This is a genomic window from Szabonella alba, assembly GCF_016765775.1.
GTDB classification, from domain to species: Bacteria; Pseudomonadota; Alphaproteobacteria; order Rhodobacterales; family Rhodobacteraceae; genus Szabonella; species Szabonella alba.
On record NZ_JAESVN010000013.1, the window covers coordinates 19,169 to 45,304 of the forward strand.

The following is a 26,136-nucleotide window of genomic DNA, read 5'->3' on the forward strand; positions in this document are numbered from 1 at the left end:
GAACACATGCCTGACCTGAGACGGGCCGGCGGCGCGCATGAAGGATGTCCGACAAGAATTGATACCTAACGTTTATCGTTGTAACTATTTAGTATCTTTTTGCAAGGAGTATGAACATGACATCTGCCGAAACCGGGAAAATCGTTTCAGGACAAGGACTCTCCGGACGCACCGTCCTTGTGTTCGGGGCGGGCACTCCGGCGGGTGGGATCAGCAATGGTCTGGCAGCGGGTCTTGCCTATGCCCGGGCTGGGGCCGGCATATTTGCCGTTGATTCGCATCCCGAGTCTCTGGAACACACTCTGACCGCGCTGAGGGCGGCCGGGGCTGATGCTGCCGGTGCTTGTGGTGACATTCGCAGCGACAGTGACGTCGAGCATTGCGTGGCAGCCGCCGGGCGGGCTTTTGGGCAGATTGACGTCCTGCACAACAATGTAGGTGTCTTGCGTCTGGGCGGACCTGACGCGCTATCCAAGGAGGACTGGACACTCAGTATCAATACCAACCTCACGGGCGCGTTTCTGGCCGTCCGTCATGTGGTGCCGCAGATGAAACATCGCCGCAGGGGTGTGATCATCAACGTCTCCTCCATCGCCGGGTCGCGGTTCTGCGGCAAACCAATGATCGCTTACAGCGCCAGCAAAGCGGCATTGGAGCAGCTTACCCGCAGCATAGCAGTCGAGCTTGCACCCTTTGGTATCCGCTGTAATGCGGTTGCGCCGGGTCTGATCGATACCGCCATGGCCATGAATGCTTATGCGAACGGCGAGGAAAGTGCAGGACAGGTCCGTCGGGATCGTGACGCGTTGAGCCCGACAGGGCGCATGGGTCGTCCCGAAGATGTGGCAAATGCTGCGGTATTTTTGGCAAGTGACGCAGCCGCCTACATCAATGGAGCGGTGCTGCCGGTTGATGGCGGATTAGCCTGTCGGTGTTGGTGAAGCAGGGTACGAATCGCTCCGGTGGCTCGTAGCAGTCGGATAGTCCCTCCAGGAACCGCGAGGATGAGTGGATCACTTCTAACTCATCCTAAACTCATAGAATCCATAGCCCAAGACGGTAATTCATGCCTGCCGTTCACAAGTTATTGCCAAAAAGATACTAACTGGTTACGATATTAACCATAAGGTCACTTCACTGGAAGAGTGTGAGGCTGGCTGGGCCTGTCGTGGCATGACAACGGGGCACATAAGCGCCCGGAAAAGCCAAGACCGGGGCGCCACTTTAAGGGAGGATGGATAGGATGCTGAAAACGATAGCGACGCTGCTGACAGGTTTGGCCTTGGCGGTTCCGGCCAATGCACAGCAAAGTTTCAAGGTCGGAGTGCTGACTGACATGTCGGGTCCCGTCTCGACCTATTCGGGCGCGGGTTCGGTGGCCGCCGCCGAACTGGCCATCGAGGATTTCGGCCCGACTGTGCTGGGCCGCAGGATCGAACTGGTCGTGGCAGACCACCAGATGAAGGCCGATGTAGCCGCGGGCATCGCGCGGCAATGGTATGAAAATGACGGGGTGGAAGTCATCCTCGACGTGGCGGTTTCTTCGGCTGCGCTGGCCGTGATGGAAATTTCGGCGGTGGTGAAAAAGCCCGTGCTTTTGTCCACGGCCGCAAGTTCCACGATCAACGGCAGCGCCTGCACCCCCTATGCCGCGCAGTGGTCGTTTGACACCTATGCCCTATCACGTGGCGTGGTCGCGGCCATGGCGGCAGAAGGTGCGAAATCCTGGTTCTTCATCACCAGCGACTATGCTTTTGGTCAGGATCTGGAGGCCGACATGCGCAACTTCATCGCCGAGACGGGCGGTGAGGTTGTGGGCCGTGCCCTGCATCCGGTGAACACGCAGGATTTCGCTTCTTACCTGTTGCAGGCGCAGGGCAGCGGTGCCGATGTCGTGGTGCTGGCAAATTCCGGCGGTGATCTGGTGAATTCGCTGAAACAGGCCAATGAGTTTGGCATCTCCGCCGGGGGGCAGAAACTGGCCGTGCCGCTGATCAGCGTGCCGCAGCTCAAGGCGCTTGGGGCGGGGGCAATCCAAGGGGTTGTCGCCTCGAACGGATTTGTCTGGAACCATGACGACGCCACCCAGGCCTGGTCGGAACGCTTCCATGCCAAAGTGGGGACCATGCCCGCCGACACACAGGCCGCCAACTATTCAGCACTGCTGCATTATCTGCGTGCGGTCGAAGCCAGCGGCACCACCGATGCCGATACGGTAATGGCCCATCTGCGCGCCCATCCGATCGAGGATGCCGTTGTCCGGGGCGGCGTCCTGCGCGCGAATGGATCGCTTGAACATGAACTGTATCTGGTCGAGGCAAATCCCGCCGATCAGATGACCGGGGAATGGGATCTGGTCACTGTGCTGCGCGCGGTGCCGGGGGCTGATGCCTTTCGTCCGCTGGCGCAAAGCGCCTGCCCGCTGGTTGCGAACTGAACGCGCGGCGGACGGATGAACGCCCCTGCTCCTGCAGCCATGCGCGCCCCGGCGGCGCATGGCCAACCCGCCCCGCCGGTCCTGCTGACCGAAGGTCTGACGCGCCGGTTTGGCGGATTTCATGCCGTACGGAATGTGTCGTTTACCCTGAATGAAGGTGAAATCCACGGACTGATCGGCCCGAACGGGGCCGGGAAATCGACCCTGTTCAATCTCGTGACACGGATGCTGCCCGCCTCGTCGGGCCGCATTCTGTATCGCGGGCAGGACATTTCCCGCATGCCGCCTGCCCGGGTCGCCCGGATGGGTCTGGTCCGGTCCTTTCAGATCTCGGCGCTGTTCGGTGAAATGACCAGCCGGCAGAACCTGCATGTCGCGCTGATGCGGGGCAGCGGGCTGGGCTGGCGGGCCTGGATGCCGGACCGGTCCCTGCGCCGCTTTGACCCGGCTGCGCAGGATATCGCGGCCCGGGTCGGGCTGACGGATGTTCTTGATCAGCCCGCAGCAGCCCTGTCCTATGGCCGCAAGCGCGCGCTGGAACTGGGGATGGCGCTGGCGCTTGATCCCGGTGTGTTGCTGCTGGACGAACCCCTTGCGGGGATGGGTCATGAGGATATCGACACTGTCTGCGACCTGATCCGCGACGCCGCGCGTGGCAGGACGGTGCTGATGGTGGAGCATAATCTGGGCGTGGTCGAACGGCTGTGCGACCGGGTTACGGTGCTGCAACGCGGTGAGGTGATCGCCTCGGGGGATTATACCGATATCGCCGCCCATCCACAGGTGCGCAGCGCCTATCTGGGGGCTGAGGATGACTGAACCGCTGCTCAGGATAGAGGGGCTGCGCGCCGCCTATGGCGAATGCCCGGTTCTGGAGGATCTTGCGTTCAGCGTTGCGCCCGGGGAAACCGTGGCGCTTCTGGGGCGCAACGGCGCGGGAAAGACAACCACGCTGCGCGCCCTTGTCGGGCTTGTGCCGCATCGCAGCGGGCAGATCCGTCTGGACGGTGCCGATCTCATGCCGTTGCCCCCGCATCATCTGGCGCGCTGCGGCATCGGCTATGTGCCCGAGGAACGCGGCGTCTATGCCTCGCTGACGGTGGCGGAAAATCTGGCGCTGCCCCGCGGTCGGGGCAACGGAATGCCAATGGAGCGCATCCTTGCCCTGTTTCCAAACCTTGCCGAGCGATGGGACAGCGCGGGAACCGATCTGTCCGGGGGGGAACAGCAGATGCTGGCCATCGCCCGGGTTTTGCGTATGGGGATCCGCCTTCTGGTCCTGGATGAGCCGACCGAGGGTCTGGCCCCGGCAATCGTGCAGCGCATCGGGGCGGTGTTGCAGGATCTGCGGCGCGACGGGATGACGATCCTGCTGGTCGAACAGAATTTTCGCTTTGCACGACGCGTGGCCGACCGGTTTCTGCTGATGGAACATGGCCGGATCACGGCGAACCTGACCAAGGCGGAACTGCCGGAACACGAAAACCGGCTGAGCGAAAGACTGGGGGTCTAACATGGCTGATATCCTTTCCATGCCGCTGCCGGTGCTGATGGGGCAGATCACGCTGGGGCTGGTCACAGGGTCGTTCTACGCCCTTCTGGGGCTGGGGCTGTCCATCGTGTTCGGGCTCTTGCATGTCATCAATTTCGCCCATGGTGCCTTTTATATGCTTGGCGCGCTGGCGGCTTGGATGCTGGCGCAGTTTCTGGGCATCAGCTATTGGCCGGCGCTTCTGCTGGCGCCGCTGCTTGTCGGGCTGATGGGTGTGCTGCTGGAGAAAACAATGGTGAAACAGCTTTATGGCCGCGATCCGCTGTACAGTCTGCTGCTGACACTGGGCATCGCAATGATGCTGGAATATGGGCTGTTGTGGAAATACGGATCGGCCGGAATGGCCTTTGCGCCGCCCCCCGAACTGACCGGGGCGCTTAACCTCGGGTTCATGATCCTGCCGGTCTATCGAGGCTGGATCGTGCTCTGTTCCGTCGTGATCTGCCTTGCGGTCTGGACGTTGGTGCATCGCACCCCGCTGGGCCGGCAGATGCGCGCGGCCACCGAAAAGCCTGAACTGACCGGCCTTTTCGGCATCAACGTGCCCCAGCTGCGCAGCATGACCTTCGGTCTGGGTGCGGCACTGGCTGCGCTGGCGGGCGTATTGGCAGCCCCCATTTATCAGGTCAGCCCGATTATGGGGCAATCGCTGCTGATCCCGGTCTTCGCGGTCATTGTCATCGGCGGCATGGGGTCCGTCCATGGCACGGTTCTGGCCGCCTATGGCATCGGTCTGGCAGAAGGGATCACCCGCATCGTCTTTCCCGAAGCGGCGGCACTGGCCGTTTATGTCGTCATGGTAGCGGTCCTGCTGCTGCGGCCCGATCACCGGCAAAGGAGGTTTTGAAGTGGCACCTGCATCCGCTCCGGGCGCGCGGCCCCGCCTGCTTCATCCCGTTTTCCTGCTGCTGGGCGGGCTGGCGGCTTTGCTGGTGGCCTATCATCTGCTGTATCCGGTTTTCGTGATGCAGGTCATGTGCTTTGCCCTGCTGGCCGTCGCCTTCAACCTCCTGCTGGGCCATGTGGGCCTGCTGTCCCTGGGGCATGCCGCCTTTTTCGGCACGGGGGCCTATGTGGCGGGCTATGCTGCCAAGGTCTGGGGGTTCACCGCCGAAGGCGCGCTGGCCCTGGCGGTGCTGGCCTCGGTACTGCTGGGCATCGCCATCGGCGGCCTGGCGCTGCGCCGTTCGGGTATCCATTTCGCAATGATCACACTGGCTCTCGCACAGGTCTTGTATTTCATCATCTTCCAGACGCGCGCACTTGGCGGCGAAAACGGGTTGCAGGGGATACCCCGGCCAAGGCTGCTTGGCCTGATCGACATTTCGGACAATGGCGCAATGTATGTTTTTGTCTCGGCGGTCACGGGCGCGGCGGTCTGGGCGATCTGGCGGATCGGCCGGTCGCCCTTTGGCGTCACCCTGTCCGCCATCCGCCAAAATGAGGCACGGATGATCGCCTTGGGATACAATGTGCAGCAGATCAAGCTGGCGGCCTTTGCACTGTCAGCAGGTTTTGCCGGATTGGCAGGCGCATTGAAGGTGATGGTGGTGCAGCTTGCCTCGCTGACGGATGCCAGTTTCTTCATCTCTGGCGAGGCGGTCCTGATGGCTCTTCTGGGGGGCATGGCCTTCTTTGCCGGACCGCTGATCGGCGCGGTTGTGGTGATCTCCCTGCAACTGGCGCTGGTGGCCTCTCCGGTTCCGGTGCCGATGATCCTCGGGGCGCTGTTCGTCGCGGTGACGCTGTTCTTCCCCCGGGGGATCGCGGGGATGATCGCGCGCCGGTGATTTACCTGCTGCTGCAAACTGCCGCGATGTGTTGACGTCAGGCTTCAGCCGCACTGCTGTAAATACGGGTCATTGGTGAGCTTGGTCTGGCGAAACAAAAATTGCAACACAGAGCTCATTCCGTTGGCATTCTGCCTCAAAAAATTTGGAGCGGCGGACCGGGGTCGAACCGGCGACCTTCGGACTGGAAAACCGATGCTCTGCCAACTGAGCTACCGCCGCGCCTTGCTCTTCCTGCGGTGGCTGGACCTCGCGCGGGCTGATGGCCCTTGCACTGTTCAGCGACACAGAGAAAGCGGGATCAGTCCCGTCCTCGTCCTCGGAATGGCGCGTGCATGGTTGCCTCTGTTCAAGATGTCCAGCCTGTAGGCTAAGTGGCCATTTGCGATGGGGCAAGAGATTTTGCCGGGGGAACCGCCAAGAAACCATTGCATTGAAGCGGCCATCGAAAATCGCGCACCGCTTGAACAGAACGGTGGCTTGCATCTTTGGTGCGCGACTAATCGTCCTCACCGTCACGCTTGATCGGCATCCTGTTGTGCTTGTGATTGGCGCGCAGAAGCTGGTTCACCATGTCGACGAAGGGGTGCGCCGTATGCCCCTTGCCTTGCTTGGAAGGGCTGACATGCTCGGCCAGAAGATGAAGCGCGCGGATCTTGTCGTGCAGCTTGACCTTGGTCTTGCGGATCGGTCGCGATTTCCGGTCCTCTCCGCTGCCCTCGGTTTCGATCACTGTTTCGGTGTTGACCTCGGCGAGAGCGTCGAGCACATCGTCCGGGGTGTTGGTTAGATTGATCTGGGGTTGTCCGTCTTGGTCAATGGCAACCATCTGCCGGAGCGAAGCAAAGCCGACCTTGCCGAGTTCCTTGATCACGCGGTCGATATTGATTTCCGTGCGTTGCACCCGTTCTGCTTTCAGGGCCGCAATTCTTGCCGCGATGTTAGCATTTCTGAACAGGCGCGCGCCCTGTTGAGCTGCTGTCTTCTTGCTATAGCCTGCCCGGATCGCGGCGGATGTTGCATTCAGGTCGAGCAGGTATTCGAGGCAGAAGGCTTCCTGCCTTGCGTTCATCAAAGGCTGGCTGCCATTCATCGTGATCTCCACTGCTGACAAGGTTTCGGGCATGTCTTTTTTCCTTCTCATCCGTCCGGTCCGGCAGCGCGGTTTTGGGAGGCCCCGGATCGATCCGGCAGCCCTTTAAACGATTGAGATACGGAAACGGGCTTTTCCGGGCGCCATGACACGGCCCGCCCCGGTTCAGGGCCTGATCCGCCTGTACCACATGAAAAGTTACGCTGGCTCAGGGCCTGACCCTGCGGCGACGTTGCGACTTGGTCCAACGCCGCCCCTTTCCCTAGGTCCCGCGCTGGCGGCAGCCGTTGAACGGCGCCGAGGCCGGTGTGCGCAGCCTTCATCTGGCGGTCTGCGGCCTGCTGGAGGGATTTCGAGATGAAGAAGCGGTCACCCCGAAAAACGGTTCCCACGATGAAGCCCTGATCGGAATCATAGATGCCATTCCGCTCGGTCCCCCCGAACGCAACGCCGCACATGGGCTTTTTCCGGTTATCGGTCAAAACACCCCGAAAGAGGCGCTGCGACGGTTCCGCCTTGCCAAGATAGGCCGCCAGATATCGCCCCCGGCGTTCGGGCCGGGCATCCGCGACATAGTCCGGGATTGCGGAGATCGCATTTCGACACCAGACCTTGATGGAATTGCGAAAGCCATGCGTGGTCAGCGAAGGCTCGAATGTTTTCAAAAGCTTCAGGATGGCGTTGGGGCTGATTGGGCCAGTGGTCGAGGGGCTCTCGAACACATATCGCTGCCTGGGGTTCTGCTTCAGGACAAGAAGCAAGTCCAGAAGGTGCGGCGGGAGCTTCAGCGCATAGGCGCGTCCCGATTTCATCCGCCCTACGGTGGATTTGTCTTTGCGGGCAGGAACCGTCCATATGCCTGTTTCAAGATCAATGTGCGCCCACTCAGCATTGACGATGACCCCAATCCGATGGGCCGTGCACATTGTCGTCAGAATCGCCATCTTCGCGGTTTCGCTGGCACTCCTGTCCTGCAACCAAAGCCACAACTCCGGCATACGGCTTGGATCCAGCGTTCCGTGATGCTTCTTCTGTCGCGCCGTCCGCGGAAAGGCGGCACGGGGCTGAACCGGGTTGGCATCGATGAACTCCAGATTCACAGCCCGTTCGAAGACTTTGTTCAAATGGCCAAGAGCATGACCGGCGGTGACCGGCTTGTCTCGAAACAGGTCTGACAGAACTTCGATGGTCTCACGCCGCCGGATGTCATTGATCGGTCGCGCCCCGATTTTTGGCGAGATGTGGTGGTCGTGGATGGCTTGCGGGCGCCGACGGCTCGGGCCTTCCTGAAGGCCGAATTCCACGGTGGCAAACCAATCGGCTAAAACGTCGTCATAGTTGGGGACCTTGGTTCCCGAAACGCCGGAAAGAACTGCCCTCTTGACCACCGCTTCGAGCTCTGTCGCCGTCTCGGCAAGGGCGAAGCCCCGTTGCAGGGCGTCCTTGCCGTAACCTTCCTTGATCAGGCGCTTGGCCACGATGGCAAATTCGTTGGCCAGCGCGAGTTTGATGTCGGGATAGTCTCCGATCTTGATCCACGTTCCAGACCGAAAGTAGAAGGCCTTCGTCCCCGACATCCAGCCCCGGACATAGAGCCCGTTTCGCCCCCCCCCCCACGCTCTCGGCTTCGCCGTCCTGGAGAGGTTTCCACTTCCGATTGGCCAAGTCTGTTGTCAGGGGCATGCAGGGGCTCGTACAGATACACTATGGATACATTTAAAGCATAAGCATGGCTGACACTACATGCGACAGGGGCGGGCAAAAATCTCGTTATATATATGATAAAGTATGTTTTTCTGGAAGAATCGTCAGGTGATTTCTGGATGCTATCGCTCCCTGTCTCTCCGCCATTTTCCCTTGGTATAATTGGATATTTTTGGCCTTCCGGCATCTGGCCGCCTAGTGGCCCCCCATTCTTTTTCCGGTTGATCGCGGCGGGTTGCGGCGTGTCGCTACGCTGAAAGGAGCATCCACCCTGCTGGGGGTATCCGGCTAAGGGCCGGGGGGCTTGATTGGAGGTGGGGCTAGCCGCACAACACCCTGATGCCAAACGGAAAACGCGCGGATCCATTGGGATCCGCGCATCTTCATTCAGTGTCACCTCAGTTGCAGGAATACAGGTCTTGACAGGTCACTTACAAACTTATTGGGAAAACCGGTCTTCTTAATGCTCCGACAACATCTCCTGTCATCCCCTCAGCTACACCCGCTCGTCCCGCCGCAGGTGTTGCATTTCATGCAGGTGCCGTTGCGGACCAGCGTGTAATTGCCGCATTCGCCGCAAGGATCGCCCTCATAGCCCTGCATCCTGGCCTTGGTGCGCGCATCCAACCCGACGGTGCCCGATGCGATGGCCGTCGAGGCCACGGCGACGCTGCCCGCGGTCTGCGGCACCAGCGTGTTCAGCACCGCGACCGGGTCCGTCCCGCCCGACAGTGCCGTGGCCCCGATGCCGCCCTGCAGCACGGTCAGTTCCTGCGGCAGGCGCTTGCGCAGATAGCCGGTCGAGGAGATCTGGCGCAGCACTTCCAGACCGCGAGAGGTCGCCGTGTCCGACAGTTCCGCGACATTGCGCCGGCCTTCGTCATCGCCGCCGCCCAGATCGTCAAAGCTGGCGCCCTGCGGTTTCACATGTGCAAGGTCGGTGCGGTCCAGATAGCTGACCGCCAGTTCGCGGAAGATGTAGTCCAGAATCGACGTCGCATTCTTGATGCTGTCATTGCCCTGTACCATGCCCGCCGGTTCGAACTTGGTGAAGGTGAAGGCCTCGACGAATTCTTCCAGCGGCACGCCATATTGCAGGCCGACCGAGACCGCGATGGCGAAATTGTTCATCATGGCGCGGAAACCCGCACCTTCCTTGTGCATGTCGATGAAGATCTCGCCAAGGCTGCCATCCTTGTATTCGCCGGTCCGCAGATAGACCTTGTGACCGCCGACAATCGCCTTCTGGGTATAGCCCTTGCGGCGTTCGGGCAGTTTCTCGCGATGGCTGCGCACGATCTCCTTGATGATCACCTTCTCGACGATCTTTTCGGCCAGAACCACGGCCTTTTCCTGCGCCGAACCATGGGTCAGGATCTCTTCGGCCTCTTCGTCATCCTCGACAAGGCTGGCCGCCAGCGGCTGGCTCAGCTTCGATCCGTCGCGATAGAGCGCATTGGCCTTGATGCCCAGACTGTGGCTCAGCTCATAGGCGGCAAGGGTTTCCTCGATCGTGGCCGAATTCGGCATGTTGATCGTTTTCGAGATTGCGCCCGAGATGAAGCTCTGCGCCGCCGCCATCATGGTGATGTGGCTTTCGACCGACAGATAGCGCTTGCCGGTCTTGCCGCAGGGATTGGCGCAGTCGAAAACGCTGTAATGCGCGGGTTTCAGGAAGGGCGCGCCTTCCAGTGTCATGGTGCCGCAGACATGGTCATTGGCCGCGTCGATCTGGGCACGGGTGAATCCCAGATGGCGCAGCAGATCGAAACCCGGATCGGCCAGTTTCTCGGCCGGGATGCCAAGACTGCCTTTGCAGAACTCCTCGCCCAGCGTCCATTGGTTGAAGACGAAGCGGATATCGAAGGCCGAGGGCAGGGCGGATTCGATCTTCTCGATCTCACGCGGGCCGAAACCATGGCCGACCAGCGCGGTGTGATTGATGCCGGGGCAGTTGCCCAGGGATCCGTGACCCACCGCATGGGCGATGATTTCTGCAATCTGCGCCGATCCATAGCCCAGCTTTTCCAGCGCCGCCGGAACCGACTGGTTGATGATCTTGAAATAGCCGCCGCCCGCAAGCTTCTTGAATTTCACCAGCGCGAAATCCGGCTCGATCCCGGTCGTGTCGCAATCCATCACCAGCCCGATGGTGCCCGTCGGTGCAATCACCGTGGTCTGGGCATTGCGGAAGCCATGCGCCTCGCCCAGGGCCAGCGCCTCGTCCCAGGCGGATTTCGCAAGGGAAACAAGCGTCTGGTCGGGGCAGTTCGCGTGATCCAGCGCAACCGGGGCGACGTTCAGCGCCTCATAGGCACCGCTGCCATGCGCCGCCGCGCGATGGTTGCGGATGACGCGCAGCATGTGGTCGCGGTTGCGCGCATAGCCTGAAAAGGGCCCCAGTTCCCCGGCCATTTCGGCGCTGGTCGCATAGGAAATGCCGGTCATCACCGCCGTCAGCGCGCCACAAAGCGCACGGCCCTCGGCGCTGTCATAGCCAAGGCCCATATTCATCAGCAGGCCGCCAATATTGGCATAGCCCAGCCCCAGCGTACGGAAGTCATAGGACAGCTGCGCGATTTCCTTTGACGGGAACTGCGCCATCATCACCGAGATTTCCAGCGTCACCGTCCAGAGCCGCGTGGCATGTGCATAGGCGACGGCATCAAAGGCCCCGTCATGGTAGAAGGTCAGCAGGTTCATCGAGGCCAGATTGCAGGCCGTATCATCCAGGAACATATATTCCGAACAGGGGTTCGACCCCCGGATCGCGCCATCCTCGGGGCAGGTGTGCCAGGAATTGACCGTGTCATGGAACTGGATGCCCGGATCGGCGCAGGCCCAGGCCGCATGGCCGACCTGATCCCACAACTCACGCGCCTTGACGGTTCTGGCGACCTTGCCATCGGTGCGGCGGATCAGCGCCCAGTCGGCATTGTCCTTCACCGCCTTGAGGAAGGCATCGGTGACGCGGACGGAATTGTTGGAATTCTGCCCCGAGACCGAGACATAGGCCTCGGAATCCCAATCCACGTCATAGGTCGGAAATTCGATGGAGCCGAATCCCTGCCGCGCATACTGCAGCACGCGGTTGATATAGGTCTCGGGGATCATCGCCTTCTTGGCGGTGCGGATCGCGGTTTTCAACGCGTCATTCTTTGTGGCGTCGGTGGCATCGGCCATCGTGCCGTCCCAGCCCCGGATGGCGCCGAAGATATCGTTGAGCCGGACCTCATGGATCTTGGAACCGGCCACAAGGCTGGCGACCTTCTGTTCCTCGATCACCTTCCAGTTGATGAACTGTTCCACATCGGGGTGATCCATGTCGCAGATCACCATCTTGGCCGCGCGCCGTGTTGTGCCGCCCGATTTGATCGCGCCTGCCGCGCGGTCGCCGATTTTCAGGAACCCCATCAGCCCCGAGGATTTGCCGCCACCCGACAGCCGTTCGCCTTCACCGCGCAGCGAGGAGAAATTGGTGCCGGTGCCCGATCCGTATTTGAACAGCCGCGCCTCGCGCACCCAAAGATCCATGATGCCGCCGTCACCGACCAGATCATCCTTCACCGACTGGATGAAACAGGCATGGGGTTGCGGGTGTTCATAGGCCGAGGCCGATTTCGTCAGCTTACCTGTCTGGTGATCGACATAGAAATGGCCCTGACTTGGCCCGTCGATGCCATAAGCCCAATGCAGGCCGGTATTGAACCATTGCGGGCTGTTCGGGGCGGCCATCTGCGCGGCCAGCATATAGCGCATCTCGTCATAATAGGCGCGGGCATCGGCCTCGGTCGTGAAATAGCCGCCCTTCCAGCCCCAATAGGCCCAGGCCCCGGCCAGACGGTCGAATACCTGCTTGGCGCTGGTTTCGCCGACGATGCGCTGATCCTCGGGCAGACTGGCCAGCGCCGCCTCATCCGGGACCGAGCGCCACAGGAATTCCGGCATGCCCTTTTCGCGCACCTTCTTCAGCCGCGCCGGAACGCCCGCCTTGCGGAAATACTTCTGCGCCAGCACGTCCGAGGCGACCTGGCTCCAGCCTTCGGGGATCTCGACCGCATCGTTTCGGAACACCACCGTGCCATCCGGATTGCGGATTTCCGAAACCGTCGTCTTGAACTCCAGCGCGCCATAGGCGCCGGTCGCTTCGGTGGTGAACTTGCGCTCGATCTTCATCGCTGCCCCGTCTCCAGTTTGGTTGTGGCGGGCTTTGCCCGTCCTTTGTGATCTGCCTGTCAAAACCGCTTCTGTCCCTGTCCCCCATGGGCAGAGAGGCACAGGTCACCCTGCGCTGGTTTCCGGATTTCAAGACCTGTCAGTATTGCCCGGACACTACATCTGGTGGTTGTCCCGGCGACTTGGTCAAACTGTCGTAAACCGCGTGTAGGTTCAACGAAAAATTCATGCCTGAACACCAGATTTAGCGCTTGACCCGCGCGGACCTAACTAGGGGTGCCGGTTCCATCTGCAGGGGTGCGGCTGGGGATGACTCTGTGGACAGGTCTTGAAGTCTTTTCTGAGAAGGCGGCGAAAACCCTGTCTTCGGGCGGATTTGGAAGGCGTTGCTGCGGATCGGCCTGAATGCCCCGGCGCGGCCCCGCGGCGGCCGGGCGGCCCCGCAGGCGATTCCCCGCCGATGCGCCCGGGCGCGCGGGCTGTTGCAGGAAGGCTGCACATAAGCGCCTTGGTCACAGGGCGGCGGCCGGGATGATTCCCTGCGCGATTGCCGCAATTTCAGGCAAACCACCGCGCGCCTTTGCCTTGCCGCCCCCCGATCCTGCCCAGAAGCCCGGCCCCGGCGCGGCAGCGGTCCGATGCCGCGCCACCGTCGCCTGACCCCGGCAAATGCCGGTCGCAGGGGCCTGTGCTGCGCTTCGCGGTTGAAGCCACGGCCCTTTTGGGACATTTTGCGCGCAATTCCCACGGCACCCAAGGGCGCCCGGCATTCAGAACGCAAAAAAGCAAGGCAGCCCCATGACCGACCCTGTCCCACCCGTCGCCTATAACCGCGTGATGCTCAAGATCTCGGGGGAGGCGCTGATGGGGGATCAGGGATACGGTCTGCACCCGCCCACCGTCGCGCGCATCGCCGAAGAGGTGAAATCGGTGCGCGATCTGGGGGTCGAGATCTGCATGGTGATCGGGGGCGGCAACATCTTTCGCGGTCTGGCCGGATCCGCGCAGGGGATGGAGCGCACGACCGCCGACTATATGGGGATGCTGGCCACGGTGATGAACGCGCTGGCCATGCAATCGGCGCTTGAGGCTCTGGGCGTCTTCACCCGGGTCATTTCCGCGATCCCGATGGATCAGGTCTGCGAACCCTATATCCGCCGCCGCGCCGTCCGCCATCTTGAGAAGAAACGCGTCTGCATCTTCGCTGCAGGCACCGGCAATCCCTATTTCACCACCGATACCGCCGCGACCCTGCGGGCCAATGAAATGGCCTGTGAGGCCATCTTCAAGGGCACCAAGGTGGATGGGGTTTATGACAAGGATCCCAAGAAACATGCCGATGCCAAACGCTATGACCGCGTCACCTATGACGAGGTGCTGCAGAAACATCTGGGTGTGATGGATGCCTCGGCCATCGCGCTGGCACGTGACAACAATCTGCCGATCATCGTCTTTTCGCTGGATGAACCCGGCGGCTTTCGCGGCATCCTTGCGGGGCAGGGCACCTATACCCGCGTGCAGGGCTGACGCTCCCAACGCTCTTTGATTTGTCCGCCGCCCCGGCTAGAAAGGGCGCAGCGGGACGCTTGCAGAACGGAAAAGAACCCATGTCCGACGATCTCGATATCGACCTTGACGACCTCGCGCGCCGCATGGATGGCGCCCTTGCCTCGCTGCGGACCGAATTCGCATCCTTGCGCACAGGCCGCGCCTCAGGCTCCATGCTGGAACCGGTGATGGTGGATGCCTATGGCACGCTGACGCCGATCAATCAGGTCGGCACCGTGAATGTGCCCGAGCCCCGGATGGTGACGATCAATGTCTGGGACAAGGGGCTGGTCGGCAAGGTCGAGAAGGCGATCCGCGATTCCGGGCTGGGGATCAATCCGCAGCTCAACGGCACGATCATCATGCTGCCCATTCCCGAACTGAATGAGGAACGCCGCCGCGATCTGACCAAGGTCGCCGCGCAATATGCCGAAAGCGCCCGCGTCTCGATCCGCAATGTGCGCCGGGACGGCATGGACCAGATCAAGAAGGCCAAGACCGCAGGAATGTCAGAAGACGACCAGAAGATGTATGCCGATGAGGTGCAGGAGCTGACCGACAAGGCCATCGGCAATGTGGACAAGGCACTGGAGGCCAAGCAGGCCGAGATCATGCAGGTCTGAGATCCGGACTGCACTGACCCTCCTGATCGCAGGAAAGGCGCCGTAATGGCCAGATCCGACACCAGCCTGCCGAACGGTCCGCAAGCGACCCGTGACGGCGGCATGCCGGCCCCCCGGGCCGCGCATGTGGCGATTATCATGGATGGCAATGGCCGCTGGGCCACCAATCGCGGCTGGCCGCGTCTCGTCGGGCATCGCAAGGGCGCCGAGCGGGTGAAAGAGATCGTCCGCGCCGCCCCCGATCTGGGCATCGAATGGCTGACGATCTATGCCTTTTCCACCGAGAACTGGAAACGATCAACCGAAGAGGTGCTGGGTCTGATGGCGATCTTCGCGCGCTATATCCAGCGCGAGGCCGACCGTCTGGCGGCCGAAGATGTGCGGATGCGCTTCATCGGGGATCGCAGCCGTCTGGACCCCAAGCTGCAACGCCTGATGGCAGGGATCGAATCGCGCACTGCCGGGTTCAAACGGCTGAACCTGACGGTCGCGATCAACTATGGCGGCCGGGATGAGATCCTGCGCGCGATGCAGGCGCTGGCGCGGGATACCGCCGAGGGGCGGCTGGACCCGTGCGACATCACCGAGGCCGCCGTGGCGGAGCGCATGGATACCGCCGGTCTGCCCGATCCCGATCTGGTGATCCGCACCAGCGGTGAGACGCGGACCTCGAATTTCCTGCCCTGGCAGGCGGCCTATGCCGAATATGAATTCACGCCGACGCTCTGGCCCGATTTCACACCGGCCGAACTGGATGCGATCTTGGCGCGGTTCGGCAATCGGGAGCGTCGTTTCGGCGGCGTGGTGCGCGCATGACACCATCGGCACCCCGCTGGTCGGATCTGCGCCCGCGCCTGATTTCGGCGATTGTCATGCTGACCGTGGGCGCGGTCGAGATCTGGCTGGGCGGGCCCAGCTTTACCGTGCTGGTGCTGGTGCTGACGGCGGCGATGCTTTGGGAACTGGCCCGGATGACCGCGCCGTCACACGTGCGCAGCGCGCTGATCATGTCGGCCCTCGGGGCCGGGGCGCTGCTGATCGTGCTGCTGTCCCCGCGTGAGACGGCAGGCGCGCTGCTGCTGGTGCCCGCGCTGGCCTTCGCGCTGACGCAGCGGCGCGACCGCAGACTGTCGGCGGCATGGGCGGCGGCGATCATGTTCGCGGGTTATGGTCTGGTCGTACTGCGCGACAGTGCCGGGGCGGTTGCGATCCTCTGGGTCGTGGCGGTGGTCGTGATCTGCGATGTCATGGGCTATTTCGCCGGGCGCACCTTTGGCGGGCCGAAATTCTGGCCTGCGGTCAGCCCCAAGAAAACATGGTCGGGCACTGTGGCGGGCTGGATCGGTGCTGCAGTCGTCGGTGGCGTTTTCATGGCGCTGGGGCATGCGGAATGGACGATCCTGCTGCTGTCGCCCTTCATCGCGCTTGCCGGTCAGATGGGCGATATTGCGGAAAGCTGGCTGAAACGCCGCGCAGGCGTGAAGGACAGTTCATCCCTGATCCCCGGTCATGGCGGGGTGCTGGACAGATTTGATGCGATGACCGGGGCGATTGCGGCGCTGATGCTGCTGGATCTGCTGCTGACGCTGTCCCTGCCTGCCGTGGCGAACTGACATGACCGACCCTGCGTTTTCCTTTCGCGGACAGGTCGCGCGGGCCGGTCAGTCGGGCAACTGCCGCCACCCCGGATGGGGCCGCTGATGCGCCGCATCTCGATTTTCGGGGCGACCGGTTCAATCGGGGAAAGCACCTTTGACCTGATCCGCCGTGCGGGCGGGGCAGGGGCCTTTCACACGGTCGCGCTGACCGGCGCGCGCAATGTGGCCCGTCTGGCCGAAATGGCCCGCGAATTGCGCGCCGAAATCGCCGTGACCGCCGATCCCGCCTGCCTGCCTGACCTGCGCGCGGCGCTGGACGGGTCGGGGGTCAAGGCCGCTGCCGGGCCGGATGCGATCATCGGGGCGGCCGACCGCCCCGCCAACTGGGTCATGTCGGCCATCGTCGGGGCGGCGGGACTGGCACCGGGCCTGCGCGCGCTGGAACAGGGGGCCACGCTGGCGCTGGCCAATAAGGAAAGCCTTGTCACCGCAGGCCCTTTGCTGATGGCGACGGCACGCGCCCATGGCGCAACCGTCCTGCCGGTGGACAGCGAACATTCCGCCGTGTTTCAGGCCCTGACGGGTGAGGATATCGCGACCGTCGAGCGCATCATCATCACCGCATCAGGCGGGCCGTTCCGCGACTGGACCGCCGAGCGCCTGCGCGATGTGACGCTGGCGCAGGCGGTGGCGCATCCCAACTGGTCGATGGGCCAGCGCATTTCGGTAGACAGCGCCTCGATGTTCAACAAGGCGCTTGAGGTCATTGAAACGCGCGAGTTTTTCGGGATCGCGCCGGACCGGATCGAGGTGCTGGTGCATCCGCAATCCATTGTCCATGCGCTGGTGGGGTTCCATGACGGGGCGGTGATGGCGCATCTGGGTGCCCCGGATATGCGCCATGCCATCGGCTATGCGCTGAACTGGCCCGCCCGCCGCGCGCTTCCGGTGGAGCGCATCGACCTTGCCCGTCTTGCCACGCTCAGTTTCGAGGCCCCTGATGAGGCCCGCTTTCCCGCCCTGCGCCTTGCGCGCGAGGTGATGGCGGCAGGTGGCGGCACCGGGGCGGTGTTCAATGCGGCCAAGGAGGTGGCTCTGGACCACTTCATCGCGGGAAGTTTACCCTTCCCGGCCATGGCGGAAGTGGTTGAAACCGTGCTTGCCCGGGTTTCGCGACAGAATGGCCTTGGAATTGCCCCTCGTTCTCTGGAGGAAGTGCTTTATATCGACGCGATGGCGCGGCGTGTGGCGTCGGCGGCCATCAACGACCGGAATTCGTAAACCCGGGCCTGTGCGAACCCGGGCGCAAACCCGGGCATCGCCCATCCCGGGCAACAGTGAAGAAAGACCCAAGTGGAACTCATCGGACTTATCCCCAGCTTCGGCAATCTGCTCTGGACGGTGCTGGCCTTCGTTCTGGCGCTGTCGATCATCGTCGCGGTGCATGAATACGGTCATTACATCGTCGGGCGCTGGACCGGCATCCATGCCGAGGTGTTTTCGCTGGGCTTCGGGCCGGTGCTGTTTTCCCGGATGGACCGCCATGGCACGCGCTGGCAGTTCGCGCTGCTGCCCTTCGGCGGGTATGTGAAGTTCATGGGCGATGCCGATGCGGCCTCGGGCAAGGATGGGGAGGTAATTTCCACGCTTACCCCCGCCGAGCGGCGCCGCACCATGCATGGCGCGCCGCTTTGGGCGCGCTCGGCCACCGTGGCGGCAGGACCGGTCTTCAACTTCATCCTGTCGATTCTCGTTTTTGCGGGGTTCTTTCTCTATAATGGCGTGGCGACGGATCGTCCGGTTGTGGGCGAGCTGAAACCCACCCCGTTTGAGGGGCAATCGCTTCTGCCCGGCGATCTGATTGTTCAGCTTGAGGGCTCTGAAACCCCTGATCTTGCCGCCTTCCTGCGCGCGACCGAGGCGCTGACGCCCGCGCCGGATGTGTCCTATGTCGTCGAACGCGACGGGCAGCGTGTGGCACTGGATGGCCCCTTTCCCTTCCCGCCGATCGCCGATGGCGTGCAGCCGCAATCGGCGGCGCAGGATGTGGGCATCGCGCGCGGCGATGTGATCCTGTCGGTCGATGGCCAGCCCGTGCAGGCCTTTGCCGAATTGCGTGATCTTGTCGGCGCCTCGGATGGCAAACCGCTGCTGATGCAGATCTGGCGCGGTGGTGAAACCTTTGAGGCCGCCCTTGTGCCGCGCCGCATGGACATTCCCCGCGCCGAAGGCGGGTTTGAGACGCGCTGGCTGATCGGGCTCAGCGGGGGGCTGGTCTTCGTGCCCGAAACCCGCCGCCCCGGGCCCCTTGAGGTGGTCGGCCTTGCGGCCTCCGAGACATGGCGCATCGCCACCACGTCCCTTTCGGGGCTGGCCCATATGATTACCGGGGCGATTTCATCCTGCAATCTGCGCGGCCCCATCGGTATCGCCGAAAGCTCGGGTGCTGCCGCAACGCAAGGGGCGGCCTCATTCATCCTGTTCATCGCGATGCTGTCGACGGCGGTGGGGCTGATGAACCTTTTCCCCGTTCCGGTGCTGGATGGCGGTCATCTGGTGTTCCACGCATGGGAGGCGGTGACAGGCAAGCCGCCTTCGGACAAGGCGCTGCGCATCCTGATGACCGTGGGCCTTGCGGTTCTGCTGAGCCTGATGGTCTTCGCGCTTGGAAATGATCTGTTCTGCCCCTGATCCATCCCTGACAGGGCCAAATTGCTGCCACATTCCAAGTCCATTCCTGCCGCAGTGCAGTCATTGCGGAGGTTTGGACATGCAGACAGTCATGCGGGGCTACAGGGGCCTGTCGCTTCTTGTCGATCTGAACTGGGACCGGATCTTCAGCTTCGGAACCATCGTTGTGGGGCTGCTTGCGGGGGCCTATCTGGGCAGCGCCCTGACGCCTTTGTTGCAACCCTGACAGATTGATCCGGGCAAAGAGACAATCTGCCCTCTCAGCCTTTTGACAAGGCAGACCAATCCCGTTAGTCAGTTAGTCGGAACGGGATAAGTGATGGGGCGGAACAATGCATCTTGCGGCAGGCGACGGTAAACTCCGCAAAATCTTGGGCCGTGCTGCGGTAAGCAGAACGGCTCTTGTCGTTTTCCTTTCGCTGTCAACGACTTGGTCTCTGCCTCCCACGATGGCCGAGGCGCAGGAGTTCCGTTTCGGCACCATCCGGGTTGAGGGCAATGACCGCGTTTCCCCCCAGAGCATCGCAAGTTACGCAGGAATCGGTCAGGGACAGGCCGTTTCGGCGGGCGAACTGAACGATGCCTATCAGCGCGTGGTGAACTCCGGATTGTTCGAAACGGTCGAGCTGGTGCCCTCGGGCGGCACGCTTGTGATTCGGGTTCAGGAATATCCGACCGTCAATGTCATCAATTTCGAGGGCAACGCCCGGATTGACGACGAACAGCTTGCCGGACTGGTGCAAAGCCAGTCGCGCCGGGTCTATTCGCCCTCAGTGGCCGAGGCCGATGCCGCCCGCATCATCGAAGCCTATGAAGTGCAGGGCCGCATGGCCGCCAGCGTGACCCCGCGCATCATCCGCCGCGATGGCAACCGCGTCGATCTCGCCTTCGAGATCCGTGAGGGCCGCGTCGTCGAGATCGAGCGTCTGGGTTTCAACGGCAACCGCGCCTATTCCGACCGCCGCCTGCGGCAGGTGTTGCAGACCAAACAGGCGGGTCTGTTCCGCCGCCTGATCCGCGCAGACACGTTCATTCCCGACCGGGTGGAACTGGACAAGCAGTTGCTGCGCGATTTCTATCTGGCGCGCGGCTATATCGATTTTCAGGTGCTGGACGCGACCGGGGAAACCACCCGCGAACGCGACGGTGTCTTCGTGACCTTCACCGTGCGGGAAGGGCGCAGTTTCCAGTTCGGCCGGATCAGCGCGGTCAGTGAGGTCGAGGGGATCGATGCCGAGGAATTCCGCCAGTTGCTGCGCGTGCGCCCCGGGGTCACCTATTCCCCCTCGGTGGTCGAGAACAACATTGCGCGGCTGGAAAACCTTGCCCTGCGCAAGGGTCTGAACTTCATCGCCATTGAGCCGCGCGTGACGCGCAATGATGCGACGCAGACGCTGGATGTGGTCTTTGCGATCACCCGCGGCCCGCGCGTCTTTGTCGAACGCATTGATGTCGAGGGCAACACGACCACGCTGGATGAGGTGATCCGCCGTCAGTTCCGCACCGCCGAAGGCGACCCCTTCAACCCGGGTGAGATCCGCCGCGCCGCCGAACGCATCCGTGCGCTTGGCTATTTCGCCGATGCGGCGGTCGATGCCGAACAGGGCAGCGCGCCCGATCAGGTGATCGTCAATGTCGATGTCGAGGAACAGCCGACCGGCTCGCTGACCTTCGGGGTCAGCTACGGGGCCGATAGCGGCGCCGGTCTGGCAGTGGGTCTGAGCGAATCAAACTTCCTTGGACGCGGGCAGACGGTGGGCGTCGATATCTCGACGGCTTCCGACAACCGTGAGGGCTCTGTCCGTTTCATCGAACCGGCCTTCCTTGGCCGCGATCTGGAATTCAGCTTCGGCGCCAGCTATCGCGAGACGAATACCGAAAATGCGTTCTATGACACGCGGGCGGCCGCGATCAATCTGGGGCTGGCATTCCCGGTGGGCGAGAACAGCCGCCTGCAGCTGAACTACAAGCTGGGCGAATCGCGGATCAAGAACGTGACGCCGGAGGTTATTGGCACCGGAGCTGCGTATCCTGATGGAACCCCTGAGTTCCCCGGCTCCTCCGATATTCTCGTGCGGGAGGCCGCACGCGGTGGGGAAATCACATCCTCGGTCGGTTATCGCTTCACCTATGACACGCGCACCGACGGGCTCAACCCGCTGGGCGGGGTGCTGCTGCGCTTCAGTCAGGATTTTGCCGGTCTGGGCGGCGATCTGCGTTTCGTGCGGACCGAGTTTCTGGCGCTGGCCGAACGCCGCATCATGAATGAGGAAGTGACGCTGCGCGCGATCTTCGAAGGTGGCCATCTGCATATGCTGAAAGGCGACAGCCGCGTGACCGACCGCTATTTCGGCAATGGCAAGATCCGGGGCTTCGAATCCAACGGCATCGGGCCGCGTGATCTGAGAGTTTCCAATGAGGACGCGCTTGGCGGCAATATCTATGCCGTTGCCCGGCTTGAGGCCGAGTTCCCCGTGGGCCTGCCCGAGGAATATGGCATCAAGGGCGGGGTCTTCTTCGATGCGGGATCGGTCTGGAGCCTTGACAATATCGGAGGCGGTCCGACCGGTGGAAACAATGTCGACGACAGTTTCAACCTGCGGTCCTCGGTCGGGGTTTCGGTCTTCTGGGACACGCCCATCGGGCCGCTGCGCTTCAACCTGTCGAAAGCACTGAAGAAAGAAGTCTACGACAAGACGCGCAGTTTCGACCTGACGATTCAGTCGCAGTTCTGATGCAGCGGGCCGTGAAACCGGCCCGCGCCATGCTTCTGGCGGGGCTTGCCTGTGCACTGCCGCTCGCAGGCGTCTCTGCGCAGGGTGTGCAGGGCGAGACCGGCAGCGGGATTGCAGATCTTCCGGCATTCGGGGATTTCTCGGTCGGCCGGCCTGAAAATGCCACGCCCGGCGGGGTCGTCACCATCAATCAACAGGCCTTGTTTGAAAACTCCGCCTTCGGCCGGGCCTCCCTGCAGCGGCTTGAGGAACGCTCTAGTGCCTTGCGGGCCGAAAACCGCCAGATCGAAGAAGCGCTGGAGGCCGAGGAACGCAGCCTGACCCAGCGCCGCCCTCAATTGCCCCCTGAAGAATTCCGCGCCCTTGCCGATGCGTTCGATGACAAGGTCGAGGGCATCCGCAACGCACAGGACGCCAAGGGGCGCGAGGTCAGCCGGATGCGTGAGGCCGATCAGCAGGCGTTTTTCGAAAGTGTCGTGCCGGTCCTTGCCGAATTGCTGCGCGAAAAGGGCGCGGTGGCGCTTCTGGACAATTCCGCCGTTGTGCTCAGCCTCGACAGTATCGACATCACTGCCGAGGCGATTGCCCGCATCGACCTGCGCAGCATCGACCCTACCGGGCAGGGCGGGTTGATGGACCCGGCGCCGGATGGCCCTGCGCCGGTCGGGCCAGATGCGGTCGGGCCAGATGCCAGCAGCCCGGATGCAAGCGGCCCAGATGCAAGCGGCCCTGACCCGGACGGATCCGCAACCGAGGAAAGGCCGTTGCCACCCCCCGATCTTCCCGCCAACGATCTTCCCGCTCCGGCAACTCCCTGACCGGGGCAGCCCCCGTTCAGACCGGCACCGGGGCCACTGTCTTGCCAGCAGTGGGGCAAATTGATAGTCAGTTTCAACAATGCCCCCCTTAACCGGACCCCTGCCGACCGATGCAGGGGCCGCTCAACCGGAAGGCCTGCATGACCCTGCCCACCACCGCCGATATTGCGCTGATCCAGCGCATCCTGCCGCATCGCTATCCGTTCCTGCTGATCGACAAGGTGCGCGATATCGTTCCCAATGTCTCGGCGGTGGGGATCAAGAACATCACCTTCAACGAACCGCAATTCCAGGGCCATTTCCCGGACAAGCCGGTGTTTCCCGGCGTCCAGATCGTCGAGGCGCTGGCCCAGACCTCGGGCGTGCTGGTGGGCGTGTCACTGGATCTGGCCGACAAGAACCTGCTGGTCTATTTCATGGGGCTGGATGCGGTGAAATTTCGCCGCATGGTGGTGCCGGGTGATGTGCTGGAACTGCATGTCACGGTGAAACGCGGCGGCGGCAAGGTCTGGAAATTCGCAGGCCGCGCGCTGGTCGATGGTGAACTGGCGGCAGAGGCGGAATTCACCGCCATGATGGATCTGCCCAAGGCATGAGCGCCGAAATTCACCCCTCCGCCATCGTTGAACCGGGCGCCGAGATTGGCCCGGGCTGCAGGATCGGCCCGTTTTCCATCATCGGACCCGAGGTCCGGCTTGGTCCGGGGGTCGAGGTGAAATCCCATGCCGTGGTGACCGGCTGGACCGAAGTGGGCGAGGGCACAGTGATCTGGCCCTTTGCCTGTGTCGGTGAGGTGCCGCAGGATCTGAAATTCAAGGGCGAACGCACAAGGCTGGTGGTCGGTGCGCGCTGCCGGATCCGCGAAGGCGCGACGCTGAACACTGGCACCGAGGGCGGCGGCGGCGTGACACGGGTGGGCGATGACTGCCTTCTGATGACCGGCTCGCATGTCGGGCATGACGCGACGCTTGGAAACCGGGTGATCCTTGCCAATCAGGCCGCCATCGCGGGCCATTGCCAGATCGGGGACGATGTGATCATCGGCGGGTTGTCGGGGGTGCATCAATGGGTGCGGATCGGGCATGGCGCCATCATCGGCGCGGTGACGATGGTCACCAATGACGTGCTGCCGCATGGGCTGGTGCAGGGGCCGCGCGGCGTTCTGGACGGGCTGAACCTTGTCGGGCTGAAGCGGCGCGGTGTGGAACGGTCCGAGATTACCGCGCTGCGCGCCGCCTATCAGATGCTGGCGCAGGGGGAGGGGTCGTTTCTGGACCGAACCCGCCGTCTGGCCGAGGAAACCGACAGCGCCCATGTCCGCGAGATGACCGATTTCATCCTCTCGGCCAGCGACCGCAGTTTTCTGACGCCGAAATGACCGATACCGCCCTGATCGCCGGGGCAGGGGTCCTGCCCGCCCGCCTTGCCGCCGCCATGCCCGCGCGCCCTCTTGTCGCGGCGCTTGAAGGGTTTGAACCGTCCGGCATCACGCCGGATCTGCAGTTCCGCGTCGAACGGCTGATCCCCTTTCTGGACCATCTGTGCGATCAGGGTATCACGCGGGTCTGTTTCGCGGGGGCGGTGCGCAGGCCCCGGCTGGATCCGTCGCTGTTTGATGCGCAGACCGCGCGGATCGTGCCGCGCCTTCTGGCCGCGATGCAACGGGGCGATGATGCGACCCTGCGGGAGGTGCTGGCCCTGTTTGAAGAGGCCGGGCTGACCATCGTCGGGGTTGAGGATCTGGCCCCCGCGCTGGTTCCCGGCGCTGGGGTGATCTGCGGCACGCCCGGTCCGCGGGATGAGGCCGACGCGACCCGCGCCGCCGCGATTGTTGCGGCGCTGGGGTCGGTGGATGTCGGGCAGGGTTGCGTGGTGCAGCAGGGCCTCTGCCTTGGCGTCGAGGCGATCCCCGGCACCGATGCGATGCTGCGCGGCGTGGCGCAGATCCCGCTGACGCTGCGCCCGGATGCCGGGCAGGGTCGGGGGCTGTTCTACAAGGCACCCAAACCCGGACAGGACCGCCGCGTCGACCTGCCTGCCCTTGGCCCCGAAACGGTGGATCGCGCGGCCGATGCCGGTCTGGGCGGGATGGTCTGGCAGGCGGGCGGGGTGATTGTGCTGGATCTGCCTGTAATGACCGCCCGCGCCACCGCGCAGGGTCTGTTCCTCTGGGCGCGGGCGTGAAGCTATACCTCATCGCGGGTGAGGCATCGGGCGACCGGCTGGGTGCGGCCCTGATGGCCGGGCTGCAGGACCTGCGCCCCGGCATCCGTTTTCAGGGCGTTGCCGGGCCGCAGATGCAGGCCATGGGCATGGGCAGCCTGTTCCCGATGGAAACCCTGTCGGTCATGGGTCTGGCCGAGGTTCTGCCGCGTTATTTCGATCTCAGGGCCCGCATCCGGCAGGTGGCTGCCGATGTTCTGGCGGCGCAACCGGCGGCGCTTGTCACCATCGACAGCCCCGATTTCTGCCTGCGCGTTGCGCGGATCGTCAAGGCGGCCCGCCCCGACCTGCCGGTGATCCATTATGTCGCGCCCTCGGTCTGGGCCTGGCGACCGGGACGCGCGGCAAAGATGGCGCAGGTGGTGGATCATGTGCTGGCCCTGCTGCCGTTCGAGCCACCCTATATGACCGCTGCCGGAATGACCTGCGATTTTGTCGGTCACCCGGTCGTCTCCGACCCCCGCGCAACCCGGGACGAGGCGGCGGCCTTCGCGAGCGATGGCCCGCTGATCCTGACCCTGCCCGGTTCACGCCGGGGGGAGGTCACGCGCCTTGCCCCGGTGATCGGTGAAACGCTGAAGCGGATCAAGGCCAGCCACCCTGCGGTCCGCGCCGTGCTGCCGACGCTGCCACATCTTGAACCCCTGCTGCGTGATCTGACCGCCGGTTGGACGGTCCGCCCCGAGATTGTAACCGATCCGGCCCGCAAGGCCGAGGCCTTCGCCGCCGCCGATGCGGCGCTTGCCGCCTCGGGCACGGTCAGTCTGGAGCTTGCGGCCAATGCCTGCCCCATGGTCATCGCCTACCGGATGCATCCGCTGACCATGTGGCTGATGCGCCGCATGGCGCTGGTTGATACCGTTACACTGGTTAATCTGGTCTCCGAAACCCGCGTGGTGCCGGAATTCCTGGGGCCCGACTGCCGGGCTGACCGGATCGCGCCTGCGCTGCTGGATCTGCTGCGCGACGGGCCGCCCCGCGCAGCACAGATCGCGGCGATGGATCTCACGATGGAACGCCTTGGCCGGGGCGGTGATCCGCCTGGCCTGCGCGCCGCGCGGTCGGTTCTCGCCCGTCTCGACGCCCGTGCGTCCGCTTTATCTGTCTGAAAATATCCCGGGGGGAGGGGGGCTGGCCCCCCTCTGACA

22 protein-coding genes and 1 tRNA gene are annotated in these 26,136 nt (G+C 63.1%); 19 read left to right on the top strand and 4 right to left on the bottom strand.

Features of this window, described 5'->3' with window-relative positions; all coding sequences use genetic code 11:
- Positions 1–116: 116 nt before the first annotated feature.
- The 6 genes from JL811_RS18060 (at position 117) to JL811_RS18085 (ending at position 5,779) form a co-directional block, all read left to right on the top strand.
- A complete protein-coding gene (locus tag JL811_RS18060; protein WP_202690112.1) occupies positions 117–941 on the top strand; it encodes an SDR family NAD(P)-dependent oxidoreductase in 825 nt (274 codons plus the stop codon).
- Between the two features lie 302 nt (positions 942–1,243).
- Positions 1,244–2,437, top strand: a complete 1,194-nt coding sequence (locus JL811_RS18065) for an ABC transporter substrate-binding protein (protein WP_202690113.1) — start codon at positions 1,244–1,246, stop codon at positions 2,435–2,437.
- Between the two features lie 15 nt (positions 2,438–2,452).
- A complete protein-coding gene (locus JL811_RS18070) occupies positions 2,453–3,256 on the top strand; it encodes an ABC transporter ATP-binding protein (RefSeq protein WP_420496791.1) in 804 nt (267 codons plus the stop codon).
- A complete protein-coding gene (locus tag JL811_RS18075) occupies positions 3,249–3,950 on the top strand; it encodes an ABC transporter ATP-binding protein (protein ID WP_202690114.1) in 702 nt (233 codons plus the stop codon). The genes JL811_RS18070 and JL811_RS18075 overlap by 8 nt, the downstream gene beginning before the upstream one ends.
- 1 nt (position 3,951) lies before the next feature.
- The gene (locus JL811_RS18080; RefSeq protein ID WP_202690115.1) at positions 3,952–4,836 is read left to right on the top strand and encodes a branched-chain amino acid ABC transporter permease; all 885 of its coding nucleotides are present in this window, start codon (positions 3,952–3,954) and stop codon (positions 4,834–4,836) included.
- 1 nt (position 4,837) lies between these two features.
- The gene (locus JL811_RS18085) at positions 4,838–5,779 is read left to right on the top strand and encodes a branched-chain amino acid ABC transporter permease (RefSeq protein WP_337924768.1); all 942 of its coding nucleotides are present in this window, start codon (positions 4,838–4,840) and stop codon (positions 5,777–5,779) included.
- 146 nt (positions 5,780–5,925) lie between these two features.
- On the opposite strand, the gene JL811_RS18090 is transcribed toward JL811_RS18085, so the two are convergent.
- From JL811_RS18090 to JL811_RS18105, 4 genes are all read right to left on the bottom strand, one after another.
- A tRNA-Gly gene (locus JL811_RS18090) sits at positions 5,926–6,001 on the bottom strand.
- Positions 6,002–6,278: 277 nt separating this feature from the next.
- The gene (locus JL811_RS18095) at positions 6,279–6,905 is read right to left on the bottom strand and encodes a terminase small subunit (protein WP_202690116.1); all 627 of its coding nucleotides are present in this window, start codon (positions 6,903–6,905) and stop codon (positions 6,279–6,281) included.
- A 14-nt stretch (positions 6,906–6,919) separates the two neighbouring features.
- The gene (locus tag JL811_RS18100; RefSeq protein WP_202690117.1) at positions 6,920–8,449 is read right to left on the bottom strand and encodes a tyrosine-type recombinase/integrase; all 1,530 of its coding nucleotides are present in this window, start codon (positions 8,447–8,449) and stop codon (positions 6,920–6,922) included.
- 619 nt (positions 8,450–9,068) lie between these two features.
- Positions 9,069–12,752, bottom strand: a complete 3,684-nt coding sequence (locus JL811_RS18105) for a vitamin B12-dependent ribonucleotide reductase (RefSeq protein WP_202690118.1) — start codon at positions 12,750–12,752, stop codon at positions 9,069–9,071.
- A 798-nt stretch (positions 12,753–13,550) separates the two neighbouring features.
- Between JL811_RS18105 and pyrH the strand changes: the two genes are divergently transcribed.
- From pyrH to lpxB, 13 genes are all read left to right on the top strand, one after another.
- On the top strand, positions 13,551–14,279 hold the full coding sequence (gene pyrH / locus JL811_RS18110; protein ID WP_202690119.1) for a UMP kinase: 729 nt from the start codon (positions 13,551–13,553) through the stop codon (positions 14,277–14,279).
- An 80-nt stretch (positions 14,280–14,359) separates the two neighbouring features.
- The gene (gene frr / locus JL811_RS18115) at positions 14,360–14,923 is read left to right on the top strand and encodes a ribosome recycling factor (protein WP_202690120.1); all 564 of its coding nucleotides are present in this window, start codon (positions 14,360–14,362) and stop codon (positions 14,921–14,923) included.
- Positions 14,924–15,025: 102 nt separating this feature from the next.
- Positions 15,026–15,739: a polyprenyl diphosphate synthase gene (uppS, locus tag JL811_RS18120; protein WP_202690149.1), complete on the top strand. Its 714-nt coding sequence runs from the start codon at positions 15,026–15,028 to the stop codon at positions 15,737–15,739.
- Complete coding sequence (locus JL811_RS18125; RefSeq protein WP_202690121.1) at positions 15,736–16,536, top strand: phosphatidate cytidylyltransferase; 801 nt, start codon at positions 15,736–15,738, stop codon at positions 16,534–16,536. The genes uppS and JL811_RS18125 overlap by 4 nt, the downstream gene beginning before the upstream one ends.
- 87 nt (positions 16,537–16,623) lie before the next feature.
- Positions 16,624–17,802, top strand: coding sequence for a 1-deoxy-D-xylulose-5-phosphate reductoisomerase (dxr, locus tag JL811_RS18130; RefSeq protein WP_202690122.1), 1,179 nt, complete (start codon positions 16,624–16,626; stop codon positions 17,800–17,802).
- Between the two features lie 72 nt (positions 17,803–17,874).
- Positions 17,875–19,212, top strand: a complete 1,338-nt coding sequence (gene rseP / locus JL811_RS18135) for an RIP metalloprotease RseP (RefSeq protein ID WP_202690123.1) — start codon at positions 17,875–17,877, stop codon at positions 19,210–19,212.
- A gap of 79 nt (positions 19,213–19,291) precedes the next feature.
- Positions 19,292–19,438 (top strand): hypothetical protein, encoded by a 147-nt coding sequence (locus JL811_RS18140; protein WP_202690124.1) that lies wholly within the window; start codon positions 19,292–19,294, stop codon positions 19,436–19,438.
- A 106-nt stretch (positions 19,439–19,544) separates the two neighbouring features.
- The gene (gene bamA, locus JL811_RS18145) at positions 19,545–21,947 is read left to right on the top strand and encodes an outer membrane protein assembly factor BamA (protein WP_202690125.1); all 2,403 of its coding nucleotides are present in this window, start codon (positions 19,545–19,547) and stop codon (positions 21,945–21,947) included.
- A gap of 11 nt (positions 21,948–21,958) precedes the next feature.
- Complete coding sequence (locus JL811_RS20200) at positions 21,959–22,765, top strand: OmpH family outer membrane protein (RefSeq protein WP_202690126.1); 807 nt, start codon at positions 21,959–21,961, stop codon at positions 22,763–22,765.
- A gap of 140 nt (positions 22,766–22,905) precedes the next feature.
- Positions 22,906–23,361 (top strand): 3-hydroxyacyl-ACP dehydratase FabZ, encoded by a 456-nt coding sequence (gene fabZ, locus JL811_RS18155; RefSeq protein WP_202690127.1) that lies wholly within the window; start codon positions 22,906–22,908, stop codon positions 23,359–23,361.
- Positions 23,358–24,143 carry an acyl-ACP--UDP-N-acetylglucosamine O-acyltransferase gene (gene lpxA / locus JL811_RS18160; RefSeq protein ID WP_202690128.1) on the top strand — a complete coding sequence of 262 codons (786 nt, stop codon included), beginning with the start codon at positions 23,358–23,360 and terminating at the stop codon, positions 24,141–24,143. The genes fabZ and lpxA overlap by 4 nt, the downstream gene beginning before the upstream one ends.
- The gene (locus tag JL811_RS18165) at positions 24,140–24,949 is read left to right on the top strand and encodes an LpxI family protein (RefSeq protein ID WP_202690129.1); all 810 of its coding nucleotides are present in this window, start codon (positions 24,140–24,142) and stop codon (positions 24,947–24,949) included. The genes lpxA and JL811_RS18165 overlap by 4 nt, the downstream gene beginning before the upstream one ends.
- Positions 24,946–26,097, top strand: coding sequence for a lipid-A-disaccharide synthase (lpxB, locus tag JL811_RS18170; RefSeq protein ID WP_202690130.1), 1,152 nt, complete (start codon positions 24,946–24,948; stop codon positions 26,095–26,097). The genes JL811_RS18165 and lpxB overlap by 4 nt, the downstream gene beginning before the upstream one ends.
- Positions 26,098–26,136 lie beyond the last annotated feature (39 nt).

Excerpts from the sequence above, each read along its gene's own strand:
- JL811_RS18060 (WP_202690112.1), top strand. The coding sequence starts at position 117 with ATGACATCTGCCGAAACCGGGAAAATCGTTTCAGGACAAGGACTCTCC.
- JL811_RS18065 (WP_202690113.1), top strand. The coding sequence starts at position 1,244 with ATGCTGAAAACGATAGCGACGCTGCTGACAGGTTTGGCCTTGGCGGTT.
- JL811_RS18070 (WP_420496791.1), top strand. The coding sequence starts at position 2,453 with ATGAACGCCCCTGCTCCTGCAGCCATGCGCGCCCCGGCGGCGCATGGC.
- JL811_RS18075 (WP_202690114.1), top strand. The coding sequence starts at position 3,249 with ATGACTGAACCGCTGCTCAGGATAGAGGGGCTGCGCGCCGCCTATGGC.
- JL811_RS18080 (WP_202690115.1), top strand. The coding sequence starts at position 3,952 with ATGGCTGATATCCTTTCCATGCCGCTGCCGGTGCTGATGGGGCAGATC.
- JL811_RS18095 (WP_202690116.1), bottom strand. The coding sequence starts at position 6,905 with ATGCCCGAAACCTTGTCAGCAGTGGAGATCACGATGAATGGCAGCCAG.
- JL811_RS18100 (WP_202690117.1), bottom strand. The coding sequence starts at position 8,449 with ATGTCGGGGACGAAGGCCTTCTACTTTCGGTCTGGAACGTGGATCAAG.
- JL811_RS18105 (WP_202690118.1), bottom strand. The coding sequence starts at position 12,752 with ATGAAGATCGAGCGCAAGTTCACCACCGAAGCGACCGGCGCCTATGGC.
- pyrH (WP_202690119.1), top strand. The coding sequence starts at position 13,551 with ATGACCGACCCTGTCCCACCCGTCGCCTATAACCGCGTGATGCTCAAG.
- frr (WP_202690120.1), top strand. The coding sequence starts at position 14,360 with ATGTCCGACGATCTCGATATCGACCTTGACGACCTCGCGCGCCGCATG.
- uppS (WP_202690149.1), top strand. The coding sequence starts at position 15,026 with ATGCCGGCCCCCCGGGCCGCGCATGTGGCGATTATCATGGATGGCAAT.
- JL811_RS18125 (WP_202690121.1), top strand. The coding sequence starts at position 15,736 with ATGACACCATCGGCACCCCGCTGGTCGGATCTGCGCCCGCGCCTGATT.
- dxr (WP_202690122.1), top strand. The coding sequence starts at position 16,624 with ATGCGCCGCATCTCGATTTTCGGGGCGACCGGTTCAATCGGGGAAAGC.
- JL811_RS18140 (WP_202690124.1), top strand. The coding sequence starts at position 19,292 with ATGCAGACAGTCATGCGGGGCTACAGGGGCCTGTCGCTTCTTGTCGAT.
- bamA (WP_202690125.1), top strand. The coding sequence starts at position 19,545 with ATGCATCTTGCGGCAGGCGACGGTAAACTCCGCAAAATCTTGGGCCGT.
- fabZ (WP_202690127.1), top strand. The coding sequence starts at position 22,906 with ATGACCCTGCCCACCACCGCCGATATTGCGCTGATCCAGCGCATCCTG.
- lpxA (WP_202690128.1), top strand. The coding sequence starts at position 23,358 with ATGAGCGCCGAAATTCACCCCTCCGCCATCGTTGAACCGGGCGCCGAG.
- JL811_RS18165 (WP_202690129.1), top strand. The coding sequence starts at position 24,140 with ATGACCGATACCGCCCTGATCGCCGGGGCAGGGGTCCTGCCCGCCCGC.